This is a genomic window from Desulforegulaceae bacterium (assembly GCA_034006035.1).
Classification (GTDB): domain Bacteria; phylum Desulfobacterota; class Desulfobacteria; order Desulfobacterales; family JACKCP01; genus JACKCP01.
On the sequence record JAVETN010000021.1, the window covers coordinates 1 to 22,811 of the forward strand.

Genomic DNA, 22,811 nt, shown 5'->3' on the forward strand with positions numbered 1-22,811 from the left:
GATTAAGAAGAGTTCTTTGAGCCCTGACAACCTTTTCAAACTCATATTCCATTGTAAGGATAGCAATAACACCTGGAAGTCTTTCTTCGGCAAGTTCATTTACATTTTCCATATTTCTTGCCCCTGCAAAATACCATGACAAGCCAATATAAAAAATTATTAAAACCAAAACCCCAAACCCTATGCTCATCCTCAGTCCAACTTTTAAGTTGTTTAAAAATCCCATTTTTCCTCCTGCAAAAATTTATTGTACCCACACTGATTATATTTAAACAAAGAAACTATAGTTAATTGTGGAACTAAAACTGCTTTTTGCCCCCATTTTCAAATCAAAATAAAAACTAAATAAAAAAAATCTTAAGATTTATACATTTAAATTTCCATTGTCTAAATTGAACAGCCATACTAGAAATTAACAATTAAAATACTCTAAACAGAATTTACTAAAAAAACAACTAATCCGACATAAAAAACAAAAAACCTGTTTTTTGCCAATCATTTTTTAAATTATTTTTACAATTTTTCTTTTACTATCAGATTCATCAATTTTTATTTTTCCTTCAAAAAAAAGTTTTAAAGCCTGGGGATAAGCTTGCCACTCCAGCTCAATTCCTTTTCTTCTGACATCATCAATGGAATCATCGGGTAAAATTTCAAATGCTTTTTGTAAAATTATGGGTCCTGTGTCAGTTCCATAGTCAACAAAATGAACTGTACATCCTCCAATTTTACATCCATAATCAAAAGTATCACCATAGCCGTCAACTCCTGGAAAGGAAGGCAAAAGTGAAGGATGGATATTTATTATCCGGGGATTTTGAGAATCGGGAGAAAATCTGTCAATAAAATAAGGGGTCAGGGTTTTCATAAACCCTGCAAGAACAAGAAGATCTGGTTTGAATTTTAAAATTTCATCAAGAATCTTTCTTTCTGCAAAGGCCCTTGTTTTTATATATTTTTCCCTATCTTTAACTGGACAGAATACAAGTTTATCATTTATATTTTTGTAGTCAAAGTCACTGGGAAGTTTAAATTCTTTGGGGTTTTTATTATAATCAGAGATTATTTTTTTATAATCAACTGCAAATGAATATATATTATTTTGATTTGCATATTCTAAACCCTTTGCATCAGGATTGTCAGAACCTATACACACAACCTGGGCATCAACCTGACCTTTAAAACAGCTTTCACAAATTTTTTGTGAATTTGAGCCGGTACCAGAAATTAAAATAGCGAGCTTATTCATTATATTTAAATCCTTTATTGTATTTTTTTGGGTTAACTTATATTAATAAGCTAAAGTAATCACAACAAATAAAAAAGACTTTCACAATTATTTATGGAAATATTTACAGCAAGACAGCCTATATTCAATAAAAAGATGGAAATAGTTGCCTATGAAATTCTTTTCAGGAGCAGCTTTAAAAATGCCATGCCTGAAATGAATGGAGATCTTGCTTCTTCCCACGTATTAACAAACACATATTTAAATTTTGGAATTGAAGACCTCACAGACGGAAAAAATGCATTTATAAATTTTACTGAAAATCTTATTTTAAAACAAATTCCCCTGATTTTCCCCAAAGATTCAATTGTTGTTGAAATACTTGAAAATGTACCACCTACCAAAGAAATAATAAAAGAATGCAGGCTTTTAAAAAAAAAGGGGTACATAATTGCCCTTGATGATTTCATATACAGGCCTGAGCTTGAGCCTTTTATTGAGCTTGCCGATATAGTAAAATTTGATTTCATAGCCTCGCCTCTGGATGAAATTACAAAATATGCCCAGAAATTTTCTAAAAAGAACATAACTATTCTTGCTGAAAAAATTGAAACTGAAAAAGAATATCAAATTGCAAAAAAAATGGGATTTGATCTTTTCCAGGGATTTTTCTTTAGCAAGCCTCAAATAATTCGAGGAGAAAATCTTCCCTCAAACAAGATACAGCTCCTTCACCTCATATCAGAAATTAACCAAGCAAATGTTGAAATAGGTAAAGTTGCAAATTTGATTCAAGGCGATCTAGGACTTTCATATAAAGTTTTAAGGTATATAAATTCAGCCTACTATAGAAGACTTGAAAAAGTTTCTTCAATAAAAGATGCTGCTGTTTTAATAGGTCTTGATGAACTTAAAAAACTGGCATCTCTAGTTTTGCTGACCAATATGGAATCAAAAAAGAACAGTGCACTTTTAAGAAATTCCTCTGTAAGGGCAAAGTTTTGCGAGTTGATTGGGATAGAAATTAATAATCCCAAGTTTTCACCTACAACTCTTTTTACCATGGGGCTTTTTTCTCATATTGACGCCCTTTTAGGCCATCCAATGGATAAAATTCTTAAAGAACTTCCTCTTTCAGATGAAATAAACCTTGCTTATCTTGAAAAAAAAGGTCCTCTTTATCCTCCATTGGCTTTAATCTCACTATATGAAAAAGCAAAATTTGACCAGGTTTCAGAGCTTCAGAATAAATTAAGGATTGATAAAAAAAGGCTTCCGCAGATTTATCTTGAGGCCTGTAAATGGACAGATGAATCTTTAAAAAGTTTACGCTGATTTGTAACCTATTTTATCTGTCTTTCTCATCTAGTCTTAGTGATTTAAAGTTTATCCTCGGTACTGGGTCAAAAGAAGAAACTTTATTTTGATTGATTGACATTAAAGGATATGATTTTATTATTACTATAAATAAATTAAATAAAAAAACATTAAAGTTTAAATACTCAATGAAAGGACAAAGTAATGAGTGATTCAGTAATGGAAATCGAAGATTCTAATTTTGAAGCAGAAGTAATAAAGTCAGACAAACCTGTTCTTGTTGACTTCTGGGCTCCATGGTGCGGTCCCTGCAGAGCTATAGCACCTGCAGTTGAAGAGCTTGCCAATACCTACGGCGACAAAATAAAATTTTGCAAATGTAATGTCGACGAAAATCCCATTTCACCGGGCAAATATGAAATTAAAGCAATCCCTACACTTATTTTCTTTAAAGACGGTGAAATTCACAGCAAGCAAACAGGGCTTGCATCAAAAGAACAGCTTGAAGAAAAAATTAAATCTTTAATTTAGGAACCTCAAAATGAAAAAAAATGATTACGATCTTGTAATCATTGGCGGAGGCCCTGCCGGACTTACAGCCGGTATTTATGCTAAAAGAGCCGGCTTATCGGCTCTTTTAATTGAAAAGCATACTCCTGGCGGCCAGATAATGATTACAGACTGGATTGAAAACTATCCAGGTTTTCCTGATGGTCTTGCAGGTTATGATCTAACAATGAAAATGGAACAACAGGCAAAAAACTTTGATCTTGAAATTATCCAAGAAGATGTAAAAAGTTTTGAAACTGAAGGTAAAATAAAAAAAATTACCCTTTCAAAGTCATCTGTTAATGCAAAAGCAATTATAATTGCTTCAGGATGCTCTCCAAGAGAACTTGGAATCCCCGGGGAAAAGACAATGTATGGCAAAGGTGTCTCAACCTGTGCAACCTGTGATGGAATGTTTTTCAGAGACAAAGAAGTTGTTGCCATAGGCGGAGGAGATTCTGCAGTCCAAGAAACTCTTTTTCTTACAAAATTTGTAAATAAAGTTTATCTGGTTCACAGAAGAGACAAGCTTAGAGCAACAAAAATACTTCAGGAGCGGCTTTTTGCCAATGACAAAATAGAAATGGTTTGGGATAGTGTTCCTGTTGAAATAAAAGGGACCAAGGAAGTTGAGTCTGTTTTAGTAAAAAACATAAAAACAGAGGAAATAAAAGAAATTAAAGCCCAGGGCTGCTTTATCTGGGTTGGAACCATTCCAAACACTGAATTTATCAACAATGAAATCAAAGTTGATCAAAGCGGCTTTATAATTACTGACCCTAAAATGGAAACATCTGTAAAAGGTATTTTTGCAGCTGGTGATGTAAGAAATACTCCCCTGAGGCAGGTTGCAACAGCTGTGGGTGATGCAGCGATCGCAGCTTTTTATGCAGATCAGTATATTGAAGGTCTTAAATAATGAAAAGAATTTTTCTTTTTGTGATGGCCGCAGTCTTTTTGTCAGGGTGCGGCCTTTTTCACAAAGAAACTGAAAAAACAGCAACAGAACTGATAACAGAAGCAAGAACAGAATTTGAAGACAAAGACTATCTTGATGCCATAAAACTCTTTGAACAGCTTAGAAACTGGTATCCTTTTAGTGAGCATGTCAAAGAAGCCCAGATTAAAATTGGTGATGCCTACTTTGAACTAAAAAAATATGATGAGGCAATCAGGGCATACAAGCTTTTTGAAAGACTTTACCCTTTGCATCCTGAAGCAGAAAAAGCATCCTTCAGGATAGCAGAATCTTATTACAAGCAAATTCTTTCAATAGACAGAGATCAGACATATACAGAAGAAGCTCTTAATCATTTTATTAAATTCATCCAGAGCTACCCTGACTCTCAACTTGTAAAAAAAGCCAAAAAACATTCAAAAGATTGTATTGAACGGCTTGCAAAGTCTGAACTTTATGTGGCAGATTTTTATCTAAAACAAAAGTCCTTTGATTCTGCTATAGCAAGATATGAAAATATAATAAAATTTTATCCAGATTCTCATTCAGCTGTAAAAGCAGTCAAAAAGATTGAATCTGCGAAAATATTACAAAAAAAAGCCATGGACAAAGAAAAATAGTTTACTAAACCTTAACAATTTTTTTGCTTAATTATGTCCATTTTTTTCTTGCAAATTCCTTTTGGGACAAAGGCGGAGAATATGGCAAAGCATGGTGTATCCTCCTGATATAAAATGCTTAATTAAGGCTTGGAATAAAAACTTTGATCTTTACATCTTGAACTTTATGGTATAATAATTTTTTTCTGTGAAATTAATCGCCTTGGAACCAAGGGTAACAATAGTTTATAAGGAGAAATACAAATGTCAAAACAATGCACAATCTGCGGCAAAAAGCCAATGACAGGAAATACTATAAGCCACGCTCACAATGTTAACAAAAGACGGTTTAACCCAAATATCCAGAAAGTTAGGGCAAAAATCAAAGGAAGCGTAAAAACAATTCAGGCATGTACAAATTGTATAAAATCAGGAAAAGTTGAAAAAGCACCCAAATAAAAAAACAACTCTTATATGCCAATTTAACCCCGGTGTGTTTTCAAACAGATCCGCATCGGGATTAAGATTTTTTTAACTTTTAATTCTTTTCACTTCATAAACATCTTTAACAGACTTGATTTTTTTCAATATTTTTTCAAGAATTTCTCTATTAGGAACATTTATAGTCATATCAAACCTAACACCGTTTCCATTTTCCTGTCTTTTCAATGAAAGCTCAGCAATATTGGCGTTACTTTCACTTACGGAGCCTGTTATTTCAGCAGCAGCACCCACTCTGTCTTCTACAAAAACAATAAGCCTTACAGGATAAGTTCCTTCTGTTGTCTTCCCCCAGCTTGCCGGCACCAATCTGTCAGGGTTGGCCGAAGTTTTTACATTTGGACAATTTTTAACATGGATTGTAATTCCATGCCCTTCAGTAATATAGCCTATGATGGGATCTCCTGGCACTGGATTGCAACATTTTCCACGCCTTGTCAAAAGATCATCTAGCCCATCAACAATTATTTCTCCTTCACCACTTTGGAAAAGGGCTTCTGCTGACTCATCATAAATATTTTCCTGACCTTCTTTTTCTTCTTTCTCTTCCCTGTTTTCCAAAAAACGATTTAAAATCTGACGGGGTGTTATTTTTCCATAGCCCACTGCAGCTATAAGATCTTCAGACTCTTTGTATCCATATCTAAATGCAATCTCAGTCATTTCATCGGTGGAATAAAGCTTATTAAAGTTAAGCTTGTGCTTTTTAAAAATCTTTTCACACATTTCTCTTCCAAGACCTAAGCTTCTTTCTTTATCTTTTTGCTTGATGTATCTTTTAATCCTTGATCTTGCCCTCACACTTTTCACAAAAGAAAGCCAATCATGATTGGGATTGACATTGTTTGAGGTTATTACCTCAACAGTATCTCCGTTTTTGAGCTTATGATGAAGAGGAACCATTCTGCTGTTTACCTTTGCTCCTGCACAGGTATTTCCAACATCTGTATGAACACTGTAGGCAAAATCAATTGGAGTGGATCCTTTTGGAAGGTTTTTTATATCTCCTCTTGGAGTAAAAACATAAACTTCATCTGGAAAAAGATCTATTTTTACATTTTCTAAAAATTCTTCAGGTTCTGGAAAATCAGCCTGGTTTTCCACAAGATTTTGTACCCATTCAAAGCTTTTCACTATTTTGGGATCAACTGTTTTCCCCTCTTTATATGACCAATGAGCTGCAACTCCTGTTTTGGCAACCCTGTCCATTGCATGGGTTCTTATCTGAATCTCCATTCTTTCGCCATAGGGCCCGATTACAGTTGTGTGAAGGGATTGATACATATTTGCCTTGGGCATTCCTATATAATCTTTAATTTTATGGGCTATGGGCCTCCATAAATTGTGGATAAGGCCCAAAACTTCGTAGCACTTGGGTATGGTTTCAACAACTACCCTGAAAGCTATAAGATCATAGACTTCATCAAATTTAAGGTTTTGTTTGAGCATTTTTTCATAAATGCTTGGAATTGTTTTATATCTGCCAAGAACCTCAGCTTCTATTAAGTTTTTTTCAAGCTCATCAATGATAATTTTTCTGACTTTATCAATATATTGTTCTTTTTCCTCAATATTACTGGTGGTAAGGGCCTCAATTTCTTTAAATTCTTCAGGATAAAGAACTTCAAAAGCTATTTCATCAAACTTTTGCTTTATTGAATAAATTCCAAGCCTGGATGCAAGAGGAGAATAAATATCTCTGGTCTCCTGGGCAATTCTTTTCTTTTTTGATTCATTTTTGTGAAATTGAAGGGTTTCCATATTATGAAGCCGATCCGCAAGTTTTATCAAAATAACCCTGAGGTCATCTGCCATTGCAAGAATCATTTTCCTTAGACTTTCAGCCTGTCTGTCTTCTGCACTTTCAAACTTAAGCTTACTTATCTTGGTTACCCCTGAAACAATATGGGCTACTTCATTTCCAAAAATAGAGGCAACTTCTTCATAAGTTGCATGGGTATCTTCTATAACATCGTGGAGAAGAGCAGCTGCAATACTAACAACATCAAATCTCATAGTGGCAAGAATCCATGCAACTGCAAGAGGATGTGAAAGATAAGGCTCACCAGAAAGTCTTGTCTGACCTTCATGCACCCTTGCAGAATAAATATAGGCTCGCTCCACAATATCTAAATCCGCATCAGGATGATATTCTAAAATTTTGTCAAGTATGTCGTTAATCCTGATCATAAAGTCTTTATCCGATTCTTCTCACCCAGGTTGAATGATTTTCAAGTTTGGTAATTTGTTAATTTAATTATAACAAAGCTCAATAAATAAAAATTGCTGGTTTAAAATCTCCAAGGGTTTTATATTTAAAAAATTAAATTCAGCCACTTTTAATTAAACCCAGTTGGCTTAAAATATAAGCACCACTAAATTCCTAATATGCTTTTGCAAAAACAGCTTTTTCTTTTGCTTTCTTTTCGCAATAAACGCATTGCTCGCCCTGATTTACTTTATATCCAAAAGGCAGGCATCTGATTGTAACCTTAAGTTCCTCCTGAATCTTTTCTTCACATTCAGGATCCCCACACCAGCCGGAAACAGCAAATCCCCCGTGAATTTCTGGTTTTTCTAAATTTTCAGGAGTGAAAAAAGAAATAAATTTATCTTTATTATTAATTTCTTTTGTGTTGGCAGCTAAAAATTGTTTGGCCTTTTCAAACATTGAGTCATGAATTTCATCAAAAATATCACAAATACATGATTTCAGCTCATCAATTGTAAATGATTTTTTTTCTTTTGGCCCCAAATCTCTTCTTGAAACCATTATTGAATTGTTTTCAATATCCCTTGGACCTATTTCAATTCTAAGGGGAACTCCTTTTTTTATCCATTCCCAATTCTTGCCTGGAACATCTCTATAATCTTTTTCAATTATTAGATTTTTACCAAAATACTTTAAGTCTAAAAGGGAATCATAAATGCTGTCACAAAAGGAAATAATTTTATCTTTGTCACTGTTTTTGGGAAATACAGGAAGAATTACTAAGTTTGCCGAAGCAACTCTTGGGGGAAGCATTATTCCGTCATCATCCCCATGTACCATTATAATTCCACCTATCATTCTTGTTGAAGCTCCCCAGGAAGTTGTATAAGCCAACTCTTCAACACCTTCTTCATTTTGAAACTTTATTCCTGAAGCCTTTGAAAAATTTTGTCCCAAAAAATGAGATGTTCCGGTCTGAAGTGCTTTTTTATCCTGCATCATGGCTTCTATACACAAAGTTTCAACTGCTCCGGGGAATTTTTCAGATTCAGATTTTCTTCCGTGAAGAACTGGGATTGCAAGATAATTTTCCACAAAATCCTTATAAACTTCAAGCATCATATTTGTTCTTGAAAGAGCTTCTTCAGATGTAGAATGAGCAGTATGACCTTCCTGCCATAAAAACTCACTTGTTCTTAAAAATGTTCTTGTACGCATTTCCCATCTTACAACATTGGCCCATTGATTGATAAGAAGGGGCAAATCACGATAACTTGTAACCCATTTGGCAAACTGAGCCCCAATTATGGTTTCAGAGGTGGGCCTTACAATCAAAGGCTCGGCAAGCTCTCCAGCAGGCTTAAGCCCGCCTTTTCCGTCTGACTCAAGCCTGTGATGGGTAACAACAGCACATTCTTTGGCAAACCCTTCTACATGCTCTGCCTCTTTTTCCATAAACCCTAGGGGAATAAACAAGGGGAAATAAGCATTTTTAACTCCTGTTTTTTTAAACATATCATCAAGAGCTCTGACCATATTCTCCCAAAGAGCATAACCCCAGGGTTTTATCACCATACACCCTCTTACAGGGGATGACTCTGCAAGTTCAGACACCTTAACCACCTGCTGATACCATTCAGGATAATCTTCGCTTCTTGTAGGAGTTACTGCTGTTTTTGACTTTTTTGCCATTTATATAAAACCTTTCATAAAAATTTAAAATTTATTTAAAATCAGCCAAGCTTAAAATCTGGAAGATCAGTTTTTGCCTAAAACCATTTCTTTTACTTCTTTAACAAGAATTTCAACCATTTTGTCCTGGGGAATTTTTTTTACAACTTTCCCTTTTTTAAATAAAATCCCCTCCCCGTCTCCTCCGGCAATTCCTATATCTGCCTCTCTTGCTTCTCCAGGACCGTTTACAGTACAGCCCATAATTGCAATTTTTACGGGTTTATTTATACCAACAAGCTCTTTTTCAACATCTTCAAGAAGCTTGAACAGATCTATTTTACACCTTCCACAGGTAGGACAGGAAATAATATCAACACCTTTTTGTCTTAAATCAAGAGATTTTAAAATTTCAAACCCAACCCTTACTTCCTCAACAGGATCCCTTGTAAGAGAAACCCTTAAAGTATCGCCTATCCCCTGGGAAAGCAAAAGTCCAAGCCCAATTGAAGATTTAACTATACCTGGATAAAGCCCTCCGGCTTCTGTTATTCCAAGGTGAAGGGGAAGTTCACTTATTTTTGAAAAAAGAGTATAGGCTTTAATTGTACGATCAATATCCGAAGCCTTAAGAGACACCTTGATATTGTGAAAATCAAGATCTTCAAGTATCTGAATATGAGTTTTAGCACTTTCAACCATAGCTTCGGGCACTGCTCCCCCGTATTTAGTTAAAAGTTCTTTTTCAAGGGAACCTGCATTAACCCCTATTCTTATAGGAACCTCAAGAGAGGCTGCTGCCTTTACAACTTCTTCAACCTTCCATTTTGCTCCTATATTTCCAGGATTTATCCTCAATCCTGAAACTCCTGAGTCCAGAGAAAAAAGGGCGAGTTTATAATCAAAATGAATATCTGCAATTACTGGAATCTTTGAACTTTGGCAGATTTTCTCCAAAGCTTTTGCAGCTTCTTCTCCCGGAACTGCAACCCTTACAATTTCACAGCCTGAATTTTCCAGTTTTTTTATCTGATTAATTGTTGATTCAATATCTTCAGTTTTTGTGTTTGTCATTGACTGAACACTTATGGGAGAATCTCCTCCTATATGGACATTGCCCACCTTGATTTGTTTTGTTTTTTTTCTTTCCATTATCCCTGCCATATTTTTATACTTTGTAAATCATCAAACCCAAACCTAATTTTACCAAATTATTAACAAAGAAAAAGCTTAAATTCAATCACACTGAGACTCTACTCCCTTAAAAGTAAAATTCATATAAAATTTATTCTGGGATTAAACGATTTTAAATTTGCCCAATATAACGGCAAATTGTATCACTATAACTAATGCATCTTAATTCATAAGATGGACTAAAATCAAAAAGCCCGAAGGGCTTGGTGTTTTTTTTAAAAAAACAGCTTAAATTCATTGTGATTTTTTATTTAAAAATATGAAACATTCAATTTATATTATTATCTATATATTCAATAACAGCCCATAGTGTATTAATTTGAACTAATTTTTAAAACAGTCTATAAGCTTTATTTGTATTTATTAATAACCTGTTTTTTCTATTGACCAAGGACGCTGAATTGAATCAAAAAGACAAGGTGGTTATTTTAAAATATTTCACAGAATTTTTTCTGATTCTGCTCCTTTCAGTGTCTATTTACCTTTGTTATTATGTTTATATAAATGAAACAAAAAATCAAAAACTGGAGCTTTTTGATGAAATAACCAATTCTGGAATTTTAAAAGCCGCTATAATTGACTATGATATCACAGATAAATATCCAGGCCCGGGCAATGAATACTTCATAGATGTTGCTGATTTCCTGGCATCCAGACTTTGGGCAAGGCTTGAACTTATAAACTGCAAAACTTTTAAGGAAGCAGAAGAGCTTGTTCTTTCAAAAAAAGCAGATATTCTTATAATTTCCAACCCTAAAGACAAATATAAAAAAACTTCCCTTGCCTTTTCAAAACCTTATCTCACAGTTTCCTGGCATCTTGTTGTTAACAGGGACAACTTAGCTGTTAACAATATAAAAGATCTTAAAAAAGACCATAAGCTTATTGTTACTAAAAACTGCCCCGGGATTAAAAACATACCAAAATCTGAAAAAGAAAACCTCAATTTAATTGAAACCACTGAGTTTAATATTGAAAATATTTTTTCAAAAATCGAATCCGGAGAAATTACAGGAACCATAGCAGACAATCTTACAGGCAGGAGCCTTAAATACTTACATCCAAAAGTTGCCCTGGCAGACCAAGTTAATGAAAATACTCAAATTGGATTTGCACTTCATCCCCTTGCAAAGGATTTGATGTTCAGGATAAATATATTCATTGATAATATTAAGGACGAGGAAATCTTAAACCTGATTGCTTCCCATTATTTCCATAAAGTTGATGTGTTTGAGTATCTTGATTTAAGGAAATTTCACAGAAAAATCAATTCAAAAATTCCTGAATACTACCCTTTGATAAAAAAATATGCAGATGAATACCAACTGGACTGGAGACTGCTTACTGCACAGATCTATCAGGAATCACACTTTGATGAATGGGCTAAAAGCAATGCAAAAGCAAAAGGGCTTATGCAATTAATGCCAAACACTGCGGCAGCTCTTGGGGTTAGAAATATTTATTCTCCTGAAGAAAATATCAGGGCCGGGGCCATGTACTTGAAAAAACTTTATGATATTTTCAGCAGCTCTTCGGGAGAGGACAGAATGAAAATTGCCCTTGCCTCCTACAATGTGGGCCAGGGACATATTTATGATGCCAGAAAGCTTTCAAGAAAATTCGGAGTGGACCCAGAAAAATGGTATAATATGGTAATGATTTTACCTTTGCTCAAAAAAAAGGAGTATTATAGTACCCTGACCTATGGCTACGCAAGAGGAGACGAACCAGTCACCTATGTTAGAAAAATATATGGATTTTACAAAATCCTTAAAATAATTTTTCCGGCAGAGCCTGACTTTTCAATTAAAGGCTCTGCCGAAAAACAATAGATATTTTTCAACTTATTGAAATTTTTCAACTTATTGAAAAAATGGATTTAATTTTCTTTCAGCACCAATTGTTGTTTCAGGCCCATGACCTGGAAAAACTTTTACATCATCTCCAAGTGGAAATAACTTTGTCCTTACATTTTTTATAAGATCTCCATAACTCCCCCCAGGAAGATCTGTTCTTCCGATTGAACCTGCAAACAAAGTATCTCCGGGAAACAAAACTTTTTCTTTTTCGCAGTAAAGAGAAACTCCTCCCTTTGAATGCCCGGGAGTATGAATAACTTTTATAGTAAGTTCTCCAAACTCTATAAGATCTCCATCTTCAATAAATCTGTCAGGCGGAGGTGAGTTTTCAGCACTTAACCCAAAACTTACAGCCATTGTAGAAAGCTGGGACAGCATGGGGGCATCTTCCTCATGGATTAGAATTTTGGCACCGGTTGCATCTTTCATAGCCTTGTTTGCAGCTACATGATCGAAATGTCCATGGGTGTTGATGATGTACTTTAAAGTAAGTTTTTCATCTGCCAGAGCCATTAAAATTCTTTCATCTTCATCACCGGGATCTATTACAACGGCTTCTCTTGTTTTTTTACATCCAATCACAAAGCAATTGGCCATTATAGGTCCCACTGGCAATACTTTTAAAATCATGTCAACTCTGCCTTTCATTTTTTTCCAGGGTTTTTCTTATACTGTCGAGAAGACCGTTAATAAATCCTCCCGATTCCCTTGTCCCGAATTTCTTTCCTATGTCTATAGCCTCATTGATACTGACTTTATGAGGAATATCAAAGCAGTAACAAAGTTCATAAACAGCAAATCGTAAAATATTTCTGTCAACACAAGACATTCTGTGCAAACGCCAATTACTTGAGTGTTTCTCAATGACTCTGTCGATATCTTCCTTGTTTTCAACTACCCCTTCAGTTAAAAGATTTAAAAACTCTGATTCTCCTGAAGAAAGGTATTTTTTAAAAAGCATAAGGCTTTCATTTGAAAAACTATTCCTGATATCCATGTAAAAAAGAGCCTGAAGTGCAAGCTCCCTTGCTTTTCGACGATAACCCATCAATAACTGCACCAAATTTAAAGTTCTTTGATAAGATTTGCCATCTCAATTGCCGACATGGCAGCTTCAACGCCTTTGTTTCCTGCTTTTGAACCTGCTCTTTCAATGGCCTGCTCTATTGTGTCTGTGGTAAGAATTCCAAATACAACTGGAATTCCTGTTTCAAGAGAAACCATGGCTATTCCTTTTGCTGCTTCACTGCTCACATATTCAAAGTGAGGAGTTGCCCCTCTTATAACTGCACCAAGGCAAATAATTGCATCATATTTTTCTTTTGCTGCAGCTCTTTTGGCAATCAAAGGGATTTCAAAGGCTCCTGGAACTTTTATTATTTCAATGTCATTATCTTCTGCACCATGACGAATAAGAGCATCAATTGCACCGCCTGTAAGCCGATCTGTTATAAAATCATTAAACCGGGCAACTATTATTGCATATTTTTTTCCTGAGGCGTCCAACTTTGCTTCAATTATTTCAGGCATTTTAATTATCCTCTTTTAATAAAAATAAATTTTTCTGTAATAACAATGTTTTACAGATTATTAACTGATAATTGGCTAAAAATCAGAATTTTCTCATTTAAACCTGTTTATAAACTGAGAAATCACACTTTTTGCCCATCTTTTTCTTCAAGGTCATCCCCAACTTTTTCAAGCATATGACCCATTCTCATTTTTTTACATTTTAGATATTCGCAATTTATGTCATTTGGATCAATTTCTATTGGAACCTGTTCAACTATGCTTAACCCGTAGCCTTCAAGGCCTACCATTTTTTTTGGATTATTTGTCATCAGTCTCATTTTTGTAACACCGATATCAGCAAGTATCTGGGCTCCTATGCCGTAGTCACGCATATCCGGCTTGAATCCAAGTTTTATATTTGCATCCACTGTGTCATAACCCTGATCCTGAAGAACATAGGCTTTAATTTTATTAACAAGCCCTATTCCTCTTCCTTCCTGTCTTATATAAAGGAAAATTCCTGAGCCTTCTTTTTCTATTTGTTGCATTGACTTAACAAGCTGATCCCCGCAATCGCATCTCATGGAACCAAAAATATCTCCTGTAAGACATTCTGAATGAACTCTTACAAGAACCGGTTTATCAGGATCCAATTCTCCTTTTACCATGGCTATATGCTGAAAATCATCTATATCATTTTCATAGACAATGGCACGGAAATCACCTGCAAAGGCCGTTGGAATAACAGCTTCAGCTCTTTTATGAACAAAAGACTCAGTGTGAAGCCTATAGGAGATAAGCTCCGCAATTGTACAAATTCCAATATTGTGCTCTTCACTGAATTTTTCCAGGGAAGGCATTCTTGCCATTGAACCATCATCGTCCATTATTTCACAAATCACCCCGGAAGGCTTTAATCCAGCAAGTCTTGCAAGATCAACCGAAGCTTCGGTGTGCCCTGCCCTTACTATCACTCCCCCGTCTTTTGCCCTTAAAGGAAAAATATGTCCAGGCTTTACAAGATCTTCAGGCTTTGCATCATCAGCTACTGCTGTTAAAACTGTTTTTGCCCTGTCAGCTGCTGAAATTCCTGTTGTAACACCTTCCCTTGCCTCAATGGAAACAGTAAAAGCTGTTTCATGGGGAGAAGTATTTTCATCAACCATCATTGGAAGTTTCAACTGTCGACACTTTTCATCGGTAAGTGGCATACAGATCAGCCCACGTCCATATCTGGCCATAAAATTTATTACTTCAGGAGTGACTTTTTCAGCTGCTATTGTAAGGTCACCCTCATTTTCACGATCTTCATCATCTGTCAAAATCACCATTTTACCGGCTTTAATGTCTTCAATAGCCTGCTTAATACTTATTCTTGGCATTTTTTGTAACCCCGTTTGTTTTTACAGGAATCCATTACTTCTCAAAAAATCAATGGAAACGCCACTTTCTTTTTCATTTGAATCTGAATTTTTTCCTGTAATAAGTTTTTCAATATATTTCCCAATCATATCTGCTTCAAGATTTACTTTTTCACCAGCTTTTCTTGAGCCTATGGTTGAAAGACCTTTTGTATGAGGAATAATTGCAAGGGAAAAAGAATCCTGTTCAACCGAATTGATTGTAAGGCTTGTTCCGTCCACTGCAATTGAACCTTTATCAATTACATACTTCATTATATTTAAAGGAGCTTTAATGCTTATAATTATTGCATTACTCCTTTCTTCAACAGATAAAATCTCCCCTACTCCGTCAATATGCCCTGAGACAAGATGACCGTCAAGGCGATCGGAAAGCTTTAAAGCTCTTTCAAGATTTACTTTTTGTCCTGGCTTTGAATTTTTAAAAGTCGATTTTTCAATAGTTTCAGGACTTATATCAACATCAAAAAACCTTCCATTTATTTTTACAGCAGTAAGACATCCTCCATTAACAGCTATACTGTCTCCGATTTTTGTTCCATCAAGATCAAATTCGGATTCAATGGACATTTTTTTACCTTCTCCAACAGCAGAAATGGCTCTTATTGTTCCAAAACCTTCTATAATTCCTGTAAACATTCTAAGCTTTGTCCAATCTTTAAAATTGTTTATTAGCTAATATTAGCATTATTTTTAAAGTTTCAATAACCCCGGCTACAAGATTTCCAAATTTAACACTCTTAATCAAAATAAAAAACAGGCCACAACAGATTTTTATAAACACCAGATTTTGAATCTGTTCGCCCTTCAATAAGAATATCATCATCAAATTTGCTTAATTTTGTATTCTGCACTTTAATTGCATCTGACATTTTTTCAGGGCCGTTTCCAGAAATTCCCTCAAATGATTTTGAACAGCCAATAATTTTGGAGCCATAAAAAAAAGCAATTTGATCAACAAGATTGTTGTTCAAAAATGAACCTGCAATCATTGAACCGCCTTCAACCATAAGGCTTGAAATTTTTCTTTTACCAAGTTCAATAAGAAGGCTTGAAAGACAAACATGGGAATTTTTATCTTTTTTAACTTTAATTACTTCCACACCAAAATCATTGAATTTTTTAATTCTTAAAGGATCACAGTCTTCAACACAGGCAAAAAGTGTATTTTTTTTCATTTCATCTGAAAAAATCTTCAAACCTGATTCAGGATCAAGTTTTAAATTTGAGTCTGTAACAATTTTTAAGGGATCAGAAGATTTAATTTCTTTAATTCTTGTATTCAAAGAAGGATTATCTGCTTCAACAGTATTTCTTCCAACTAAAACAGCTTGGCATTGATGTCTTAAAAAATGAGACCATCTTCTTGACTTTTCATTGGTTATCCATTTTGAATCCCCTGTTTTTGTTGCAATTCTGCCGTCAAGAGTCATGGCAAGCTTTAATACAGTATAAGGTGTTTTTTCAGTAATGAACTTAATAAAAGGAAGATTTAACGCCCTTGCTTTTTCTTGAAGAAGCCCATTTAAAACCTCAACATTATTTTGTCTTAGAAAAGCATTTCCAGAACCGCTTACTTTAGGATTTGGATCTTCAATTGCAGTTACAACTTTTTTTACCCTGCTTTTTAAAATTTTTTCAGTACATGGAGGAGTTTTTCCATAATGACTGCAAGGTTCTAAAGTAACATAAAGGGTTGAACCTTCTGCATTTTTTCCAGCCTGGTCAAGGGCATTTACCTCTGCATGGGCTTTTCCATATTCTTCATGAAAACCCTGGCCAATTATATCTCCGTTTTTAACACAAACTGCTCCAACCATGGGATTGGTTTTTGTAAATCCCCTTCCCCTGGAGGCAAGCTCAAGAGCAAGGTTCATATATTCAATATCTTTTTTGTCAAACATTAAATACCGTTCTAATTAAGGTTTTTTGGGCATAAGAAACTGACTAAGTTCACTTACAAAATCATTTACACTTTTAAACTCTCTATATACAGAAGCAAATCTTACATAAGCAACTTCATCAATATCATGGAGCTTTTCCATTACTTTTTCACCCAAAAGCTCTGTTGGAAACTCCCTTGATTCACTTTCTTTTAACTCTTTTTCAAGATCATCAATAAAAGCTTCAATAGTATCTATACTTACACTTCTTTTTTCACAGGCCTTGAGTATTCCGGTTCTTAATTTTTCACGAAGAAATTCTTCCCTTCTTCCATCTTTTTTTACAATCATAAGAGGGATTTCTTCAATTTTTTCATAGGTTGTAAAACGTCCAACGCAGGAAAGACATTCACGCCTTCTTCTTATGGAACAACTGTCCTTGGAAAGCCTTGAATCTATAACTTTATCTTCTACTTCTCCGCAAAAAGGACACTTCATTTGTTTTCTCCTGGAGGATCAAATTTAACAGTTTCAACCCCGGCTTCTGAAAGCATTTCTTCAGACATTTCATCTGAATAGTCTCCAAGATAACAAACCCTTTTTATTCCGGCATTTATTATCATTTTTGAGCAAATGGAGCATGGTTTTGTATTTACATAAATATCTGCCCCGTCAATTGAAACTCCGTGCTTTGCAGCCTGAACTATGGCATTTTGCTCTGCATGGGTTCCCCGGCAAAGCTCATGTCTTTCACCGGAAGGGACATTCATTTTTTCCCTTAAACATCCTGTTTCTATGCAATGCTTTATTCCTGAAGGAGGCCCATTGTAACCTGTGGCAAGAATATGTCTGTTTTTTACTATTACAGCACCCACTTTACGCCTCAAACAAGTTGATCTTTTTGAAACAAGTTCGGTAATACCTATAAAATATTCATCCCAGGAAGGCCTTTGTTCCATTGGTGCTCTCCGTTTTTTTATTCCATGAAAAGAGGAAAACCCGAGGCAAGTTCTTTTACCTTTGCACCTATTTCTGAAATAAGTTTTTCATTTTCGCAATTATCAATTATATCAAATATCCACTGACCTATTGTTTCCATTTCCTTTTCTTTCATCCCTCTGGTTGTAAGAGCAGGAGTTCCGATTCTTATTCCGCTTGTTACAAAAGGGCTTTTTGTTTCAAAAGGAACAGTATTTTTATTAACTGTAATATTTGCCTTTCCAAGAGCTGCTTCTGCATCTTTTCCAGTAACACCCTTATTTGTTAAATCAATTAAAACAAGGTGATTGTCTGTTCCTCCTGAAACAAGATCCAGTCCGCTTTGAAGTAAAGTCTTTGAAAGAGCTTTGGAATTTTTTAAAACTTGTTCCTGATATTTTTTAAATTCCGGGTTTAAAGCTTCTTTAAATGCAACAGCTTTAGCAGCAATTACATGCATTAAAGGTCCGCCCTGAATTCCTGGGAAAATCTGCCTGTTTACAATGCTTGTAAGATCTTCACCTGAAAGAATAAGTCCGCCCCTTGGACCTCTTAAAGTTTTATGGGTGGTTGAAGTTGTAATATTTGCGTGTGGAATAGGAGAAGGATGAAGACCTGCAGCAACAAGTCCTGCAATATGAGCCATATCCACAAGAAGATAAGCATCAACAGACTTTGCTATTTTTGCAAATCTTTCAAAATCAAGAATCCTTGGGTAAGCACTTGCACCGGCAACTATCATCTTGGGTCTTACTTCTTTTGCAATTTTTTCCACTTCATCATAGTCAATTGTACCGGTTTCTTTTGAAACCCCATAATGGGAAAAATCAAAAAGTCTTCCTGAAAAATTCACTCCGCTTCCATGGGTTAGGTGACCGCCATGGGAAAGATCCATTCCAAGAACCTTGTCTCCCGGCTCAATAAAAGAAAAAAAGGCCGCCATATTTGCCTGGGAACCTGAGTGGGGCTGAACATTTGCATAGCTTGCATTAAAAAGTTCTTTTACTCTTTTTATTGCAAGTTCTTCAGCAATATCAACAAACTCGCATCCTCCATAATATCTTTTTGAAGGATAGCCTTCTGCGTACTTATTTGTCATTATACAGCCCTGAGCTTCCATTACAGAATCGCTTACAATGTTTTCCGATGCAATAAGCTCAAGATTTTCTATTTGTCTTTTGGTTTCATTTTTTATGGCTCTAAAAATTTCAGGGTCTGTTTTTTCAATTGTTTCAGGGTTCAACTTAGGCCTCCTTATATTGAGAATATCGAATTTAATTTATAAAATAACTTTAAAATTTTATTTTCTAATCATTTACTACAAAATCAGAACAAATCAAGGCGCATCTGGTGTCTTCCGCCTTCAAATTTTGTCTTAAGCCAGGTATCAACTATTTCAAATGCTAAAATATCTCCCACCACTCTTCCTCCAAGAACAAGAACATTGGAATTATTGTGAAGCCTGCTCATTTTTGCAGAAAATATATCATTACAAAGTGCAGCTCTTATCCCTTTATGCCTATTTGCTGCCATTGACATTCCAAGCCCTGTTCCGCAAAGAAGAATTCCAAGATCGTATTCTTTTGTTTTTACTGCCCTGGCAACCTGGTTTGCATAATCAGGATAATTGACTGAATCTTTGGAAAAACTCCCTATATCTTTTACTTTTATTCCTTTTTTTTCAAGGAAATCAAATATTTTGGCCTTTAATTCATAGGCTGCATGATCACAGCCTATGATAATTGTTTCTTTCATTTTTTTCTCCAAAATTTTAACTAGATTTTTTAAAAACAAGACAGGTGTTCACTCCTCCAAACCCAAAAGAATTGGACATAACATAATTTAATTTTGCTTTTTGACTTTTATTGGGAACATAATCAAGAAAACAATCGGGATCAGGATTATTAAGATTGATTGTGGGAAAAATCAGCTGATTTTCAAGACTTAAAACACAGGCTGCGGCTTCAAGAGCTCCTGCAGCACCTAAAAGATGTCCTGTCATTGATTTGGTAGAGGAAAGTTTAAGATTTTTATAATTATCTTTAAAAACTTTTTTTATTGCTGCGGTTTCGTATTTATCATTTAATATTGTAGAAGTTCCATGGGCGTTTATATAGTCAATTTCACAAGGATTAAGCCCTGAAGACAAAAGAGCGGCTTCCATTACATCAGCCATTCCTTTTCCCTCCGGCTCAGGAGCAGCTATATGATATCCTTCGCTTAAAACAGAATATCCTGTAATTTCAGCCAAAGGTTTTGCTCCCCTTTTAAGGGCTTTATCCATATTTTCCAGCACAAGGAAAGCACTTCCTTCACCTGGAACAAACCCGTCCCTTTTTTTGTCAAAGGGTCTTGAAGCAGATTCAGGATCAGTGTTTTTTGAAAGGGCCTTCATTGAGTTAAGCCCTGAAAGAAATACCGGGGTAATCACAGCTTCAGTTCCTCCGGCAATACAACAATCCATTTCACCATATTTTATACGAAGATAGGCTTCACCAATTGCGTTTGCCCCTGCAGCACAAGCACTGGCACAAGTAAGAACCGGCCCCTTGATTCCCAAATGAATACTCATTGTTCCCACTGCCATATTCGGCAGAAAATGGGGAATAAAATAAGGGCTCAGCCTTGATGTCTTTTTAAGAAGATGTCTTTCTACAGCCTCCTCAGCAAGATCAAAACCTCCGGCTCCATTGCCCCCAAAAATACCTATTTTATTTTTTCCATAATAATCAAGATCAAGGCCTGAATCTAAAACTGCAAGTTTTCCGGCAGCAACAGCATATAAAATATATAAGGGAAGATTATTCGACTTATTTTTCTTAAAATAATCTTCCCTTATAAAATTTTTAACTTCACCTGCGACCTTAAAAGTAAAACCATCTGTATTAAATCTTTTTATAAAATCAATACCTGATTTTCCAGCCGCAAGAGAATCAAAAAACTCCTTTTTACCGGTTCCAACAGGCGAAACAACGCCTATGCCTGTAACAGCAACCCTATGAAATGGAGCTTCATTCATTTAGATTTACAAAACTTTTTCCATATATTCCAGAGCATCTTTCACTGTAAGAAGATTTTCTGCGTCTTCATCTGGAATTTCAATATCGAATTCATCTTCAAGACTCATCACAAGCTCAACAATCTTTAGTGAATCTGCACCAAGATCATTGATAAATGATGCTTCAGGAACAATTTTTTCAATATCGACTTCAAGCTTTTCTGCAATAATGGATTTAAGTTTATCCTGAACAGACATTTTCACCTCAACTTTCTAAATAAAGCCGCATAAAAAACGCGGCCAATCAAGAATTAAAGTTCTTCTCCGCCACCTATAACAAGACGCCCTTTGTACATTCCGCACCCAGGACAAGCTGCGTGAGAACGCTTTGGTTCACCACATTCAGGACATGCCTGAAGGCTTGGTATTGTAACTTTTTCTTTTTGATGTGTACGACGCTTATCTCTGCGTGATCTTGATGACCTTCTCTTTGGAACTGCCATTATTGACTCCTGTAAACTTTACTGCATTATTTTAATATTGTTTGGCCGAATAAATTTAAAATTTCGGTCGGTTACTGTCCATATAAATAAAATCCAAGCTAAGTTAGCATAATAAACAGCCACTTACAAGGTTATTGTATCTTATTTATCATAGCAACTTTTAAAGCAGATTACCTCATTATCAGATTCCCTGATAATTTCCATATTTTTCTATACTTTTATAAAAAAATTTTAAATTAACTAAAAAACTAAGTTTTATTAAATAAAAAATTTAATGATTCACCCAAAACCAAATTTTTTTATTCAGTCACTATTTTTATTCAGTCACTAATTATATTACACTTTAAAGCAGTAGATATAGTTATATAAATTTTTAAATATTTTATCTTTTAACATAATAATAACTTTAGTTCATTAAAATCTTTTTATTTTAAACATAAAACCTTCAAATTAGATAAAAAATAAATTCATTGACATCTACCTTAGATAGAGAATAAATCTAAATCATATTCTCAGGGCGGGGCGAAATTCCCCACCGGCGGTAATCTTTTCAAAGAAAGCCCGCGAGCGCCTTAATTTGTTTTAAGGGTCCAGCAGATTCGGTGAAAATCCGAAGCCGACGGTTAAAGTCCGGATGGAAGAGGATAGAAATTATTTATGCGTTTGCATTAATTTTCCGGTTGTATTTTTACAGCCAATCCCCTCTTTTTGCCCTGATTCATGAAAAATCATTATTATCAAGGAGTTAAACCATGAATCAGACTTTATTATCACAATTTGGCAATCCTTATGAAAGGGTTGAAAATGGACTAAAATCACTTGCAAGTGGAAATGGAATACTTGTAACTGACAATGAAGACAGGGAAAACGAGGGTGACCTTATTTTTTCTGCAGAGCATCTCAATAATCTTCAGATGGCAACACTGATTAGAGAATGCAGCGGAATTGTCTGTCTTTGTCTTACAGATAAAAAAATAAAATCACTTGAAATCCCAATGATGGTTGAAAGTAATACGTCTAAATTTCAGACAGCATTCACTGTTTCTATTGAAGCAGCAGAAGGAGTAACAACCGGAGTTTCAGCAGCTGACAGAGTTACAACAATAAAAGCTGCAATAAATGACAATGCAAAACCAAAAGATCTTAAAAAACCAGGACATGTTTTCCCGTTAATGGCAAGAAAAGGCGGAGTTCTTGAAAGGCAGGGACATACAGAAGCCACTGTTGATATGTGCAGACTTGCAGGACTAAAGCCCTATGGAGTTTTATGTGAAGTTACAAACCCTGACGGAACAATGGCAAGGACTCCTCAAATAGTTGATTTTGGGCTTAAAAACAAAATTCCTGTTCTGACAGTTGATGACATTGTTCTATATAGGGAAAAAAACAAAATCTAAATTCACCTAACCTAAGCTTATTTTTCGGGTT

The 22,811-nt window shown here is 35.1% G+C and carries 25 protein-coding genes and 1 riboswitch; of the genes, 7 read left to right on the forward strand and 18 right to left on the reverse strand.

Going from position 1 to position 22,811, the window contains the following annotated elements:
• Both RBR53_11685 and purN read right to left on the reverse strand, forming a co-directional pair.
• Nucleotides 1–226 (reverse strand): hypothetical protein (locus RBR53_11685; GenBank protein ID MDY0133312.1); only part of this gene is annotated, 226 nt, incomplete at its 3' end.
• Nucleotides 227–502: 276 nt separating this feature from the next.
• Nucleotides 503–1,249, reverse strand: coding sequence for a phosphoribosylglycinamide formyltransferase (purN, locus tag RBR53_11690; GenBank protein MDY0133313.1), 747 nt, complete (start codon nt 1,247–1,249; stop codon nt 503–505).
• A gap of 93 nt (nt 1,250–1,342) precedes the next feature.
• On the opposite strand from purN, the gene RBR53_11695 reads away from it, so the two are divergent.
• From RBR53_11695 to rpmB, 5 genes are all read left to right on the forward strand, one after another.
• Entirely contained in the window at nt 1,343–2,563 is a 1,221-nt protein-coding gene (locus RBR53_11695; GenBank protein MDY0133314.1) for an HDOD domain-containing protein, read from the forward strand.
• A 186-nt stretch (nt 2,564–2,749) separates the two neighbouring features.
• Complete coding sequence (trxA, locus tag RBR53_11700; GenBank protein MDY0133315.1) at nt 2,750–3,076, forward strand: thioredoxin; 327 nt, start codon at nt 2,750–2,752, stop codon at nt 3,074–3,076.
• Nucleotides 3,077–3,086: 10 nt separating this feature from the next.
• Complete coding sequence (gene trxB / locus RBR53_11705) at nt 3,087–4,013, forward strand: thioredoxin-disulfide reductase (GenBank protein MDY0133316.1); 927 nt, start codon at nt 3,087–3,089, stop codon at nt 4,011–4,013.
• Entirely contained in the window at nt 4,013–4,672 is a 660-nt protein-coding gene (locus RBR53_11710; protein ID MDY0133317.1) for an outer membrane protein assembly factor BamD, read from the forward strand. Before trxB ends, RBR53_11710 begins: the two co-directional genes overlap by 1 nt.
• Before the next feature lie 243 nt (nt 4,673–4,915).
• Nucleotides 4,916–5,110, forward strand: a complete 195-nt coding sequence (gene rpmB, locus RBR53_11715; GenBank protein MDY0133318.1) for a 50S ribosomal protein L28 — start codon at nt 4,916–4,918, stop codon at nt 5,108–5,110.
• A gap of 72 nt (nt 5,111–5,182) precedes the next feature.
• Here rpmB and RBR53_11720 read toward each other — a convergent pair whose 3' ends face one another.
• The 3 genes from RBR53_11720 to ispG all read right to left on the reverse strand — a co-directional run bounded on the left by RBR53_11720 (nt 5,183) and on the right by ispG (nt 10,187).
• Nucleotides 5,183–7,342: a bifunctional (p)ppGpp synthetase/guanosine-3',5'-bis(diphosphate) 3'-pyrophosphohydrolase gene (locus RBR53_11720; protein ID MDY0133319.1), complete on the reverse strand. Its 2,160-nt coding sequence runs from the start codon at nt 7,340–7,342 to the stop codon at nt 5,183–5,185.
• A 193-nt stretch (nt 7,343–7,535) separates the two neighbouring features.
• Complete coding sequence (gene proS / locus RBR53_11725) at nt 7,536–9,056, reverse strand: proline--tRNA ligase (GenBank protein MDY0133320.1); 1,521 nt, start codon at nt 9,054–9,056, stop codon at nt 7,536–7,538.
• A gap of 66 nt (nt 9,057–9,122) precedes the next feature.
• On the reverse strand, nt 9,123–10,187 hold the full coding sequence (ispG, locus tag RBR53_11730) for a flavodoxin-dependent (E)-4-hydroxy-3-methylbut-2-enyl-diphosphate synthase (GenBank protein ID MDY0133321.1): 1,065 nt from the start codon (nt 10,185–10,187) through the stop codon (nt 9,123–9,125).
• 443 nt (nt 10,188–10,630) lie between these two features.
• Here ispG and RBR53_11735 point away from each other — a divergent pair, with 443 nt between their 5' ends.
• Nucleotides 10,631–12,061: a transglycosylase SLT domain-containing protein gene (locus tag RBR53_11735; GenBank protein ID MDY0133322.1), complete on the forward strand. Its 1,431-nt coding sequence runs from the start codon at nt 10,631–10,633 to the stop codon at nt 12,059–12,061.
• A gap of 30 nt (nt 12,062–12,091) precedes the next feature.
• Here the strand turns inward: RBR53_11735 and RBR53_11740 are convergent, their stop codons facing one another.
• The 13 genes from RBR53_11740 to rpmF form a co-directional block, all read right to left on the reverse strand.
• Entirely contained in the window at nt 12,092–12,736 is a 645-nt protein-coding gene (locus RBR53_11740; GenBank protein MDY0133323.1) for an MBL fold metallo-hydrolase, read from the reverse strand.
• Nucleotides 12,720–13,136, reverse strand: a complete 417-nt coding sequence (nusB, locus tag RBR53_11745; protein ID MDY0133324.1) for a transcription antitermination factor NusB — start codon at nt 13,134–13,136, stop codon at nt 12,720–12,722. Before nusB ends, RBR53_11740 begins: the two co-directional genes overlap by 17 nt.
• A 17-nt stretch (nt 13,137–13,153) precedes the next feature.
• The gene (gene ribE, locus RBR53_11750; GenBank protein MDY0133325.1) at nt 13,154–13,618 is read right to left on the reverse strand and encodes a 6,7-dimethyl-8-ribityllumazine synthase; all 465 of its coding nucleotides are present in this window, start codon (nt 13,616–13,618) and stop codon (nt 13,154–13,156) included.
• A gap of 122 nt (nt 13,619–13,740) precedes the next feature.
• Nucleotides 13,741–14,982, reverse strand: a complete 1,242-nt coding sequence (locus RBR53_11755; protein ID MDY0133326.1) for a bifunctional 3,4-dihydroxy-2-butanone-4-phosphate synthase/GTP cyclohydrolase II — start codon at nt 14,980–14,982, stop codon at nt 13,741–13,743.
• Nucleotides 14,983–15,003: 21 nt separating this feature from the next.
• Nucleotides 15,004–15,660 (reverse strand): riboflavin synthase, encoded by a 657-nt coding sequence (locus tag RBR53_11760; GenBank protein MDY0133327.1) that lies wholly within the window; start codon nt 15,658–15,660, stop codon nt 15,004–15,006.
• Between the two features lie 101 nt (nt 15,661–15,761).
• Nucleotides 15,762–16,925 carry a bifunctional diaminohydroxyphosphoribosylaminopyrimidine deaminase/5-amino-6-(5-phosphoribosylamino)uracil reductase RibD gene (ribD, locus tag RBR53_11765; GenBank protein MDY0133328.1) on the reverse strand — a complete coding sequence of 388 codons (1,164 nt, stop codon included), beginning with the start codon at nt 16,923–16,925 and terminating at the stop codon, nt 15,762–15,764.
• 15 nt (nt 16,926–16,940) lie between these two features.
• Complete coding sequence (gene nrdR, locus RBR53_11770; GenBank protein MDY0133329.1) at nt 16,941–17,402, reverse strand: transcriptional regulator NrdR; 462 nt, start codon at nt 17,400–17,402, stop codon at nt 16,941–16,943.
• Nucleotides 17,399–17,863 carry a cytidine/deoxycytidylate deaminase family protein gene (locus RBR53_11775; GenBank protein ID MDY0133330.1) on the reverse strand — a complete coding sequence of 155 codons (465 nt, stop codon included), beginning with the start codon at nt 17,861–17,863 and terminating at the stop codon, nt 17,399–17,401. The genes nrdR and RBR53_11775 overlap by 4 nt, the downstream gene beginning before the upstream one ends.
• Nucleotides 17,864–17,880: 17 nt before the next feature.
• The gene (gene glyA, locus RBR53_11780; GenBank protein MDY0133331.1) at nt 17,881–19,125 is read right to left on the reverse strand and encodes a serine hydroxymethyltransferase; all 1,245 of its coding nucleotides are present in this window, start codon (nt 19,123–19,125) and stop codon (nt 17,881–17,883) included.
• Between the two features lie 83 nt (nt 19,126–19,208).
• Nucleotides 19,209–19,637, reverse strand: coding sequence for a ribose 5-phosphate isomerase B (gene rpiB, locus RBR53_11785; protein ID MDY0133332.1), 429 nt, complete (start codon nt 19,635–19,637; stop codon nt 19,209–19,211).
• 16 nt (nt 19,638–19,653) lie between these two features.
• Nucleotides 19,654–20,901 carry a beta-ketoacyl-ACP synthase II gene (gene fabF / locus RBR53_11790; GenBank protein ID MDY0133333.1) on the reverse strand — a complete coding sequence of 416 codons (1,248 nt, stop codon included), beginning with the start codon at nt 20,899–20,901 and terminating at the stop codon, nt 19,654–19,656.
• A 6-nt stretch (nt 20,902–20,907) separates the two neighbouring features.
• Nucleotides 20,908–21,138, reverse strand: coding sequence for an acyl carrier protein (locus RBR53_11795; protein MDY0133334.1), 231 nt, complete (start codon nt 21,136–21,138; stop codon nt 20,908–20,910).
• A gap of 53 nt (nt 21,139–21,191) precedes the next feature.
• The gene (gene rpmF / locus RBR53_11800; protein MDY0133335.1) at nt 21,192–21,383 is read right to left on the reverse strand and encodes a 50S ribosomal protein L32; all 192 of its coding nucleotides are present in this window, start codon (nt 21,381–21,383) and stop codon (nt 21,192–21,194) included.
• 504 nt (nt 21,384–21,887) lie between these two features.
• Nucleotides 21,888–22,033, forward strand: a riboswitch (FMN riboswitch).
• A gap of 102 nt (nt 22,034–22,135) precedes the next feature.
• Between rpmF and ribB the strand changes: the two genes are divergently transcribed.
• Nucleotides 22,136–22,780 carry a 3,4-dihydroxy-2-butanone-4-phosphate synthase gene (gene ribB, locus RBR53_11805; GenBank protein ID MDY0133336.1) on the forward strand — a complete coding sequence of 215 codons (645 nt, stop codon included), beginning with the start codon at nt 22,136–22,138 and terminating at the stop codon, nt 22,778–22,780.
• Nucleotides 22,781–22,811 lie beyond the last annotated feature (31 nt).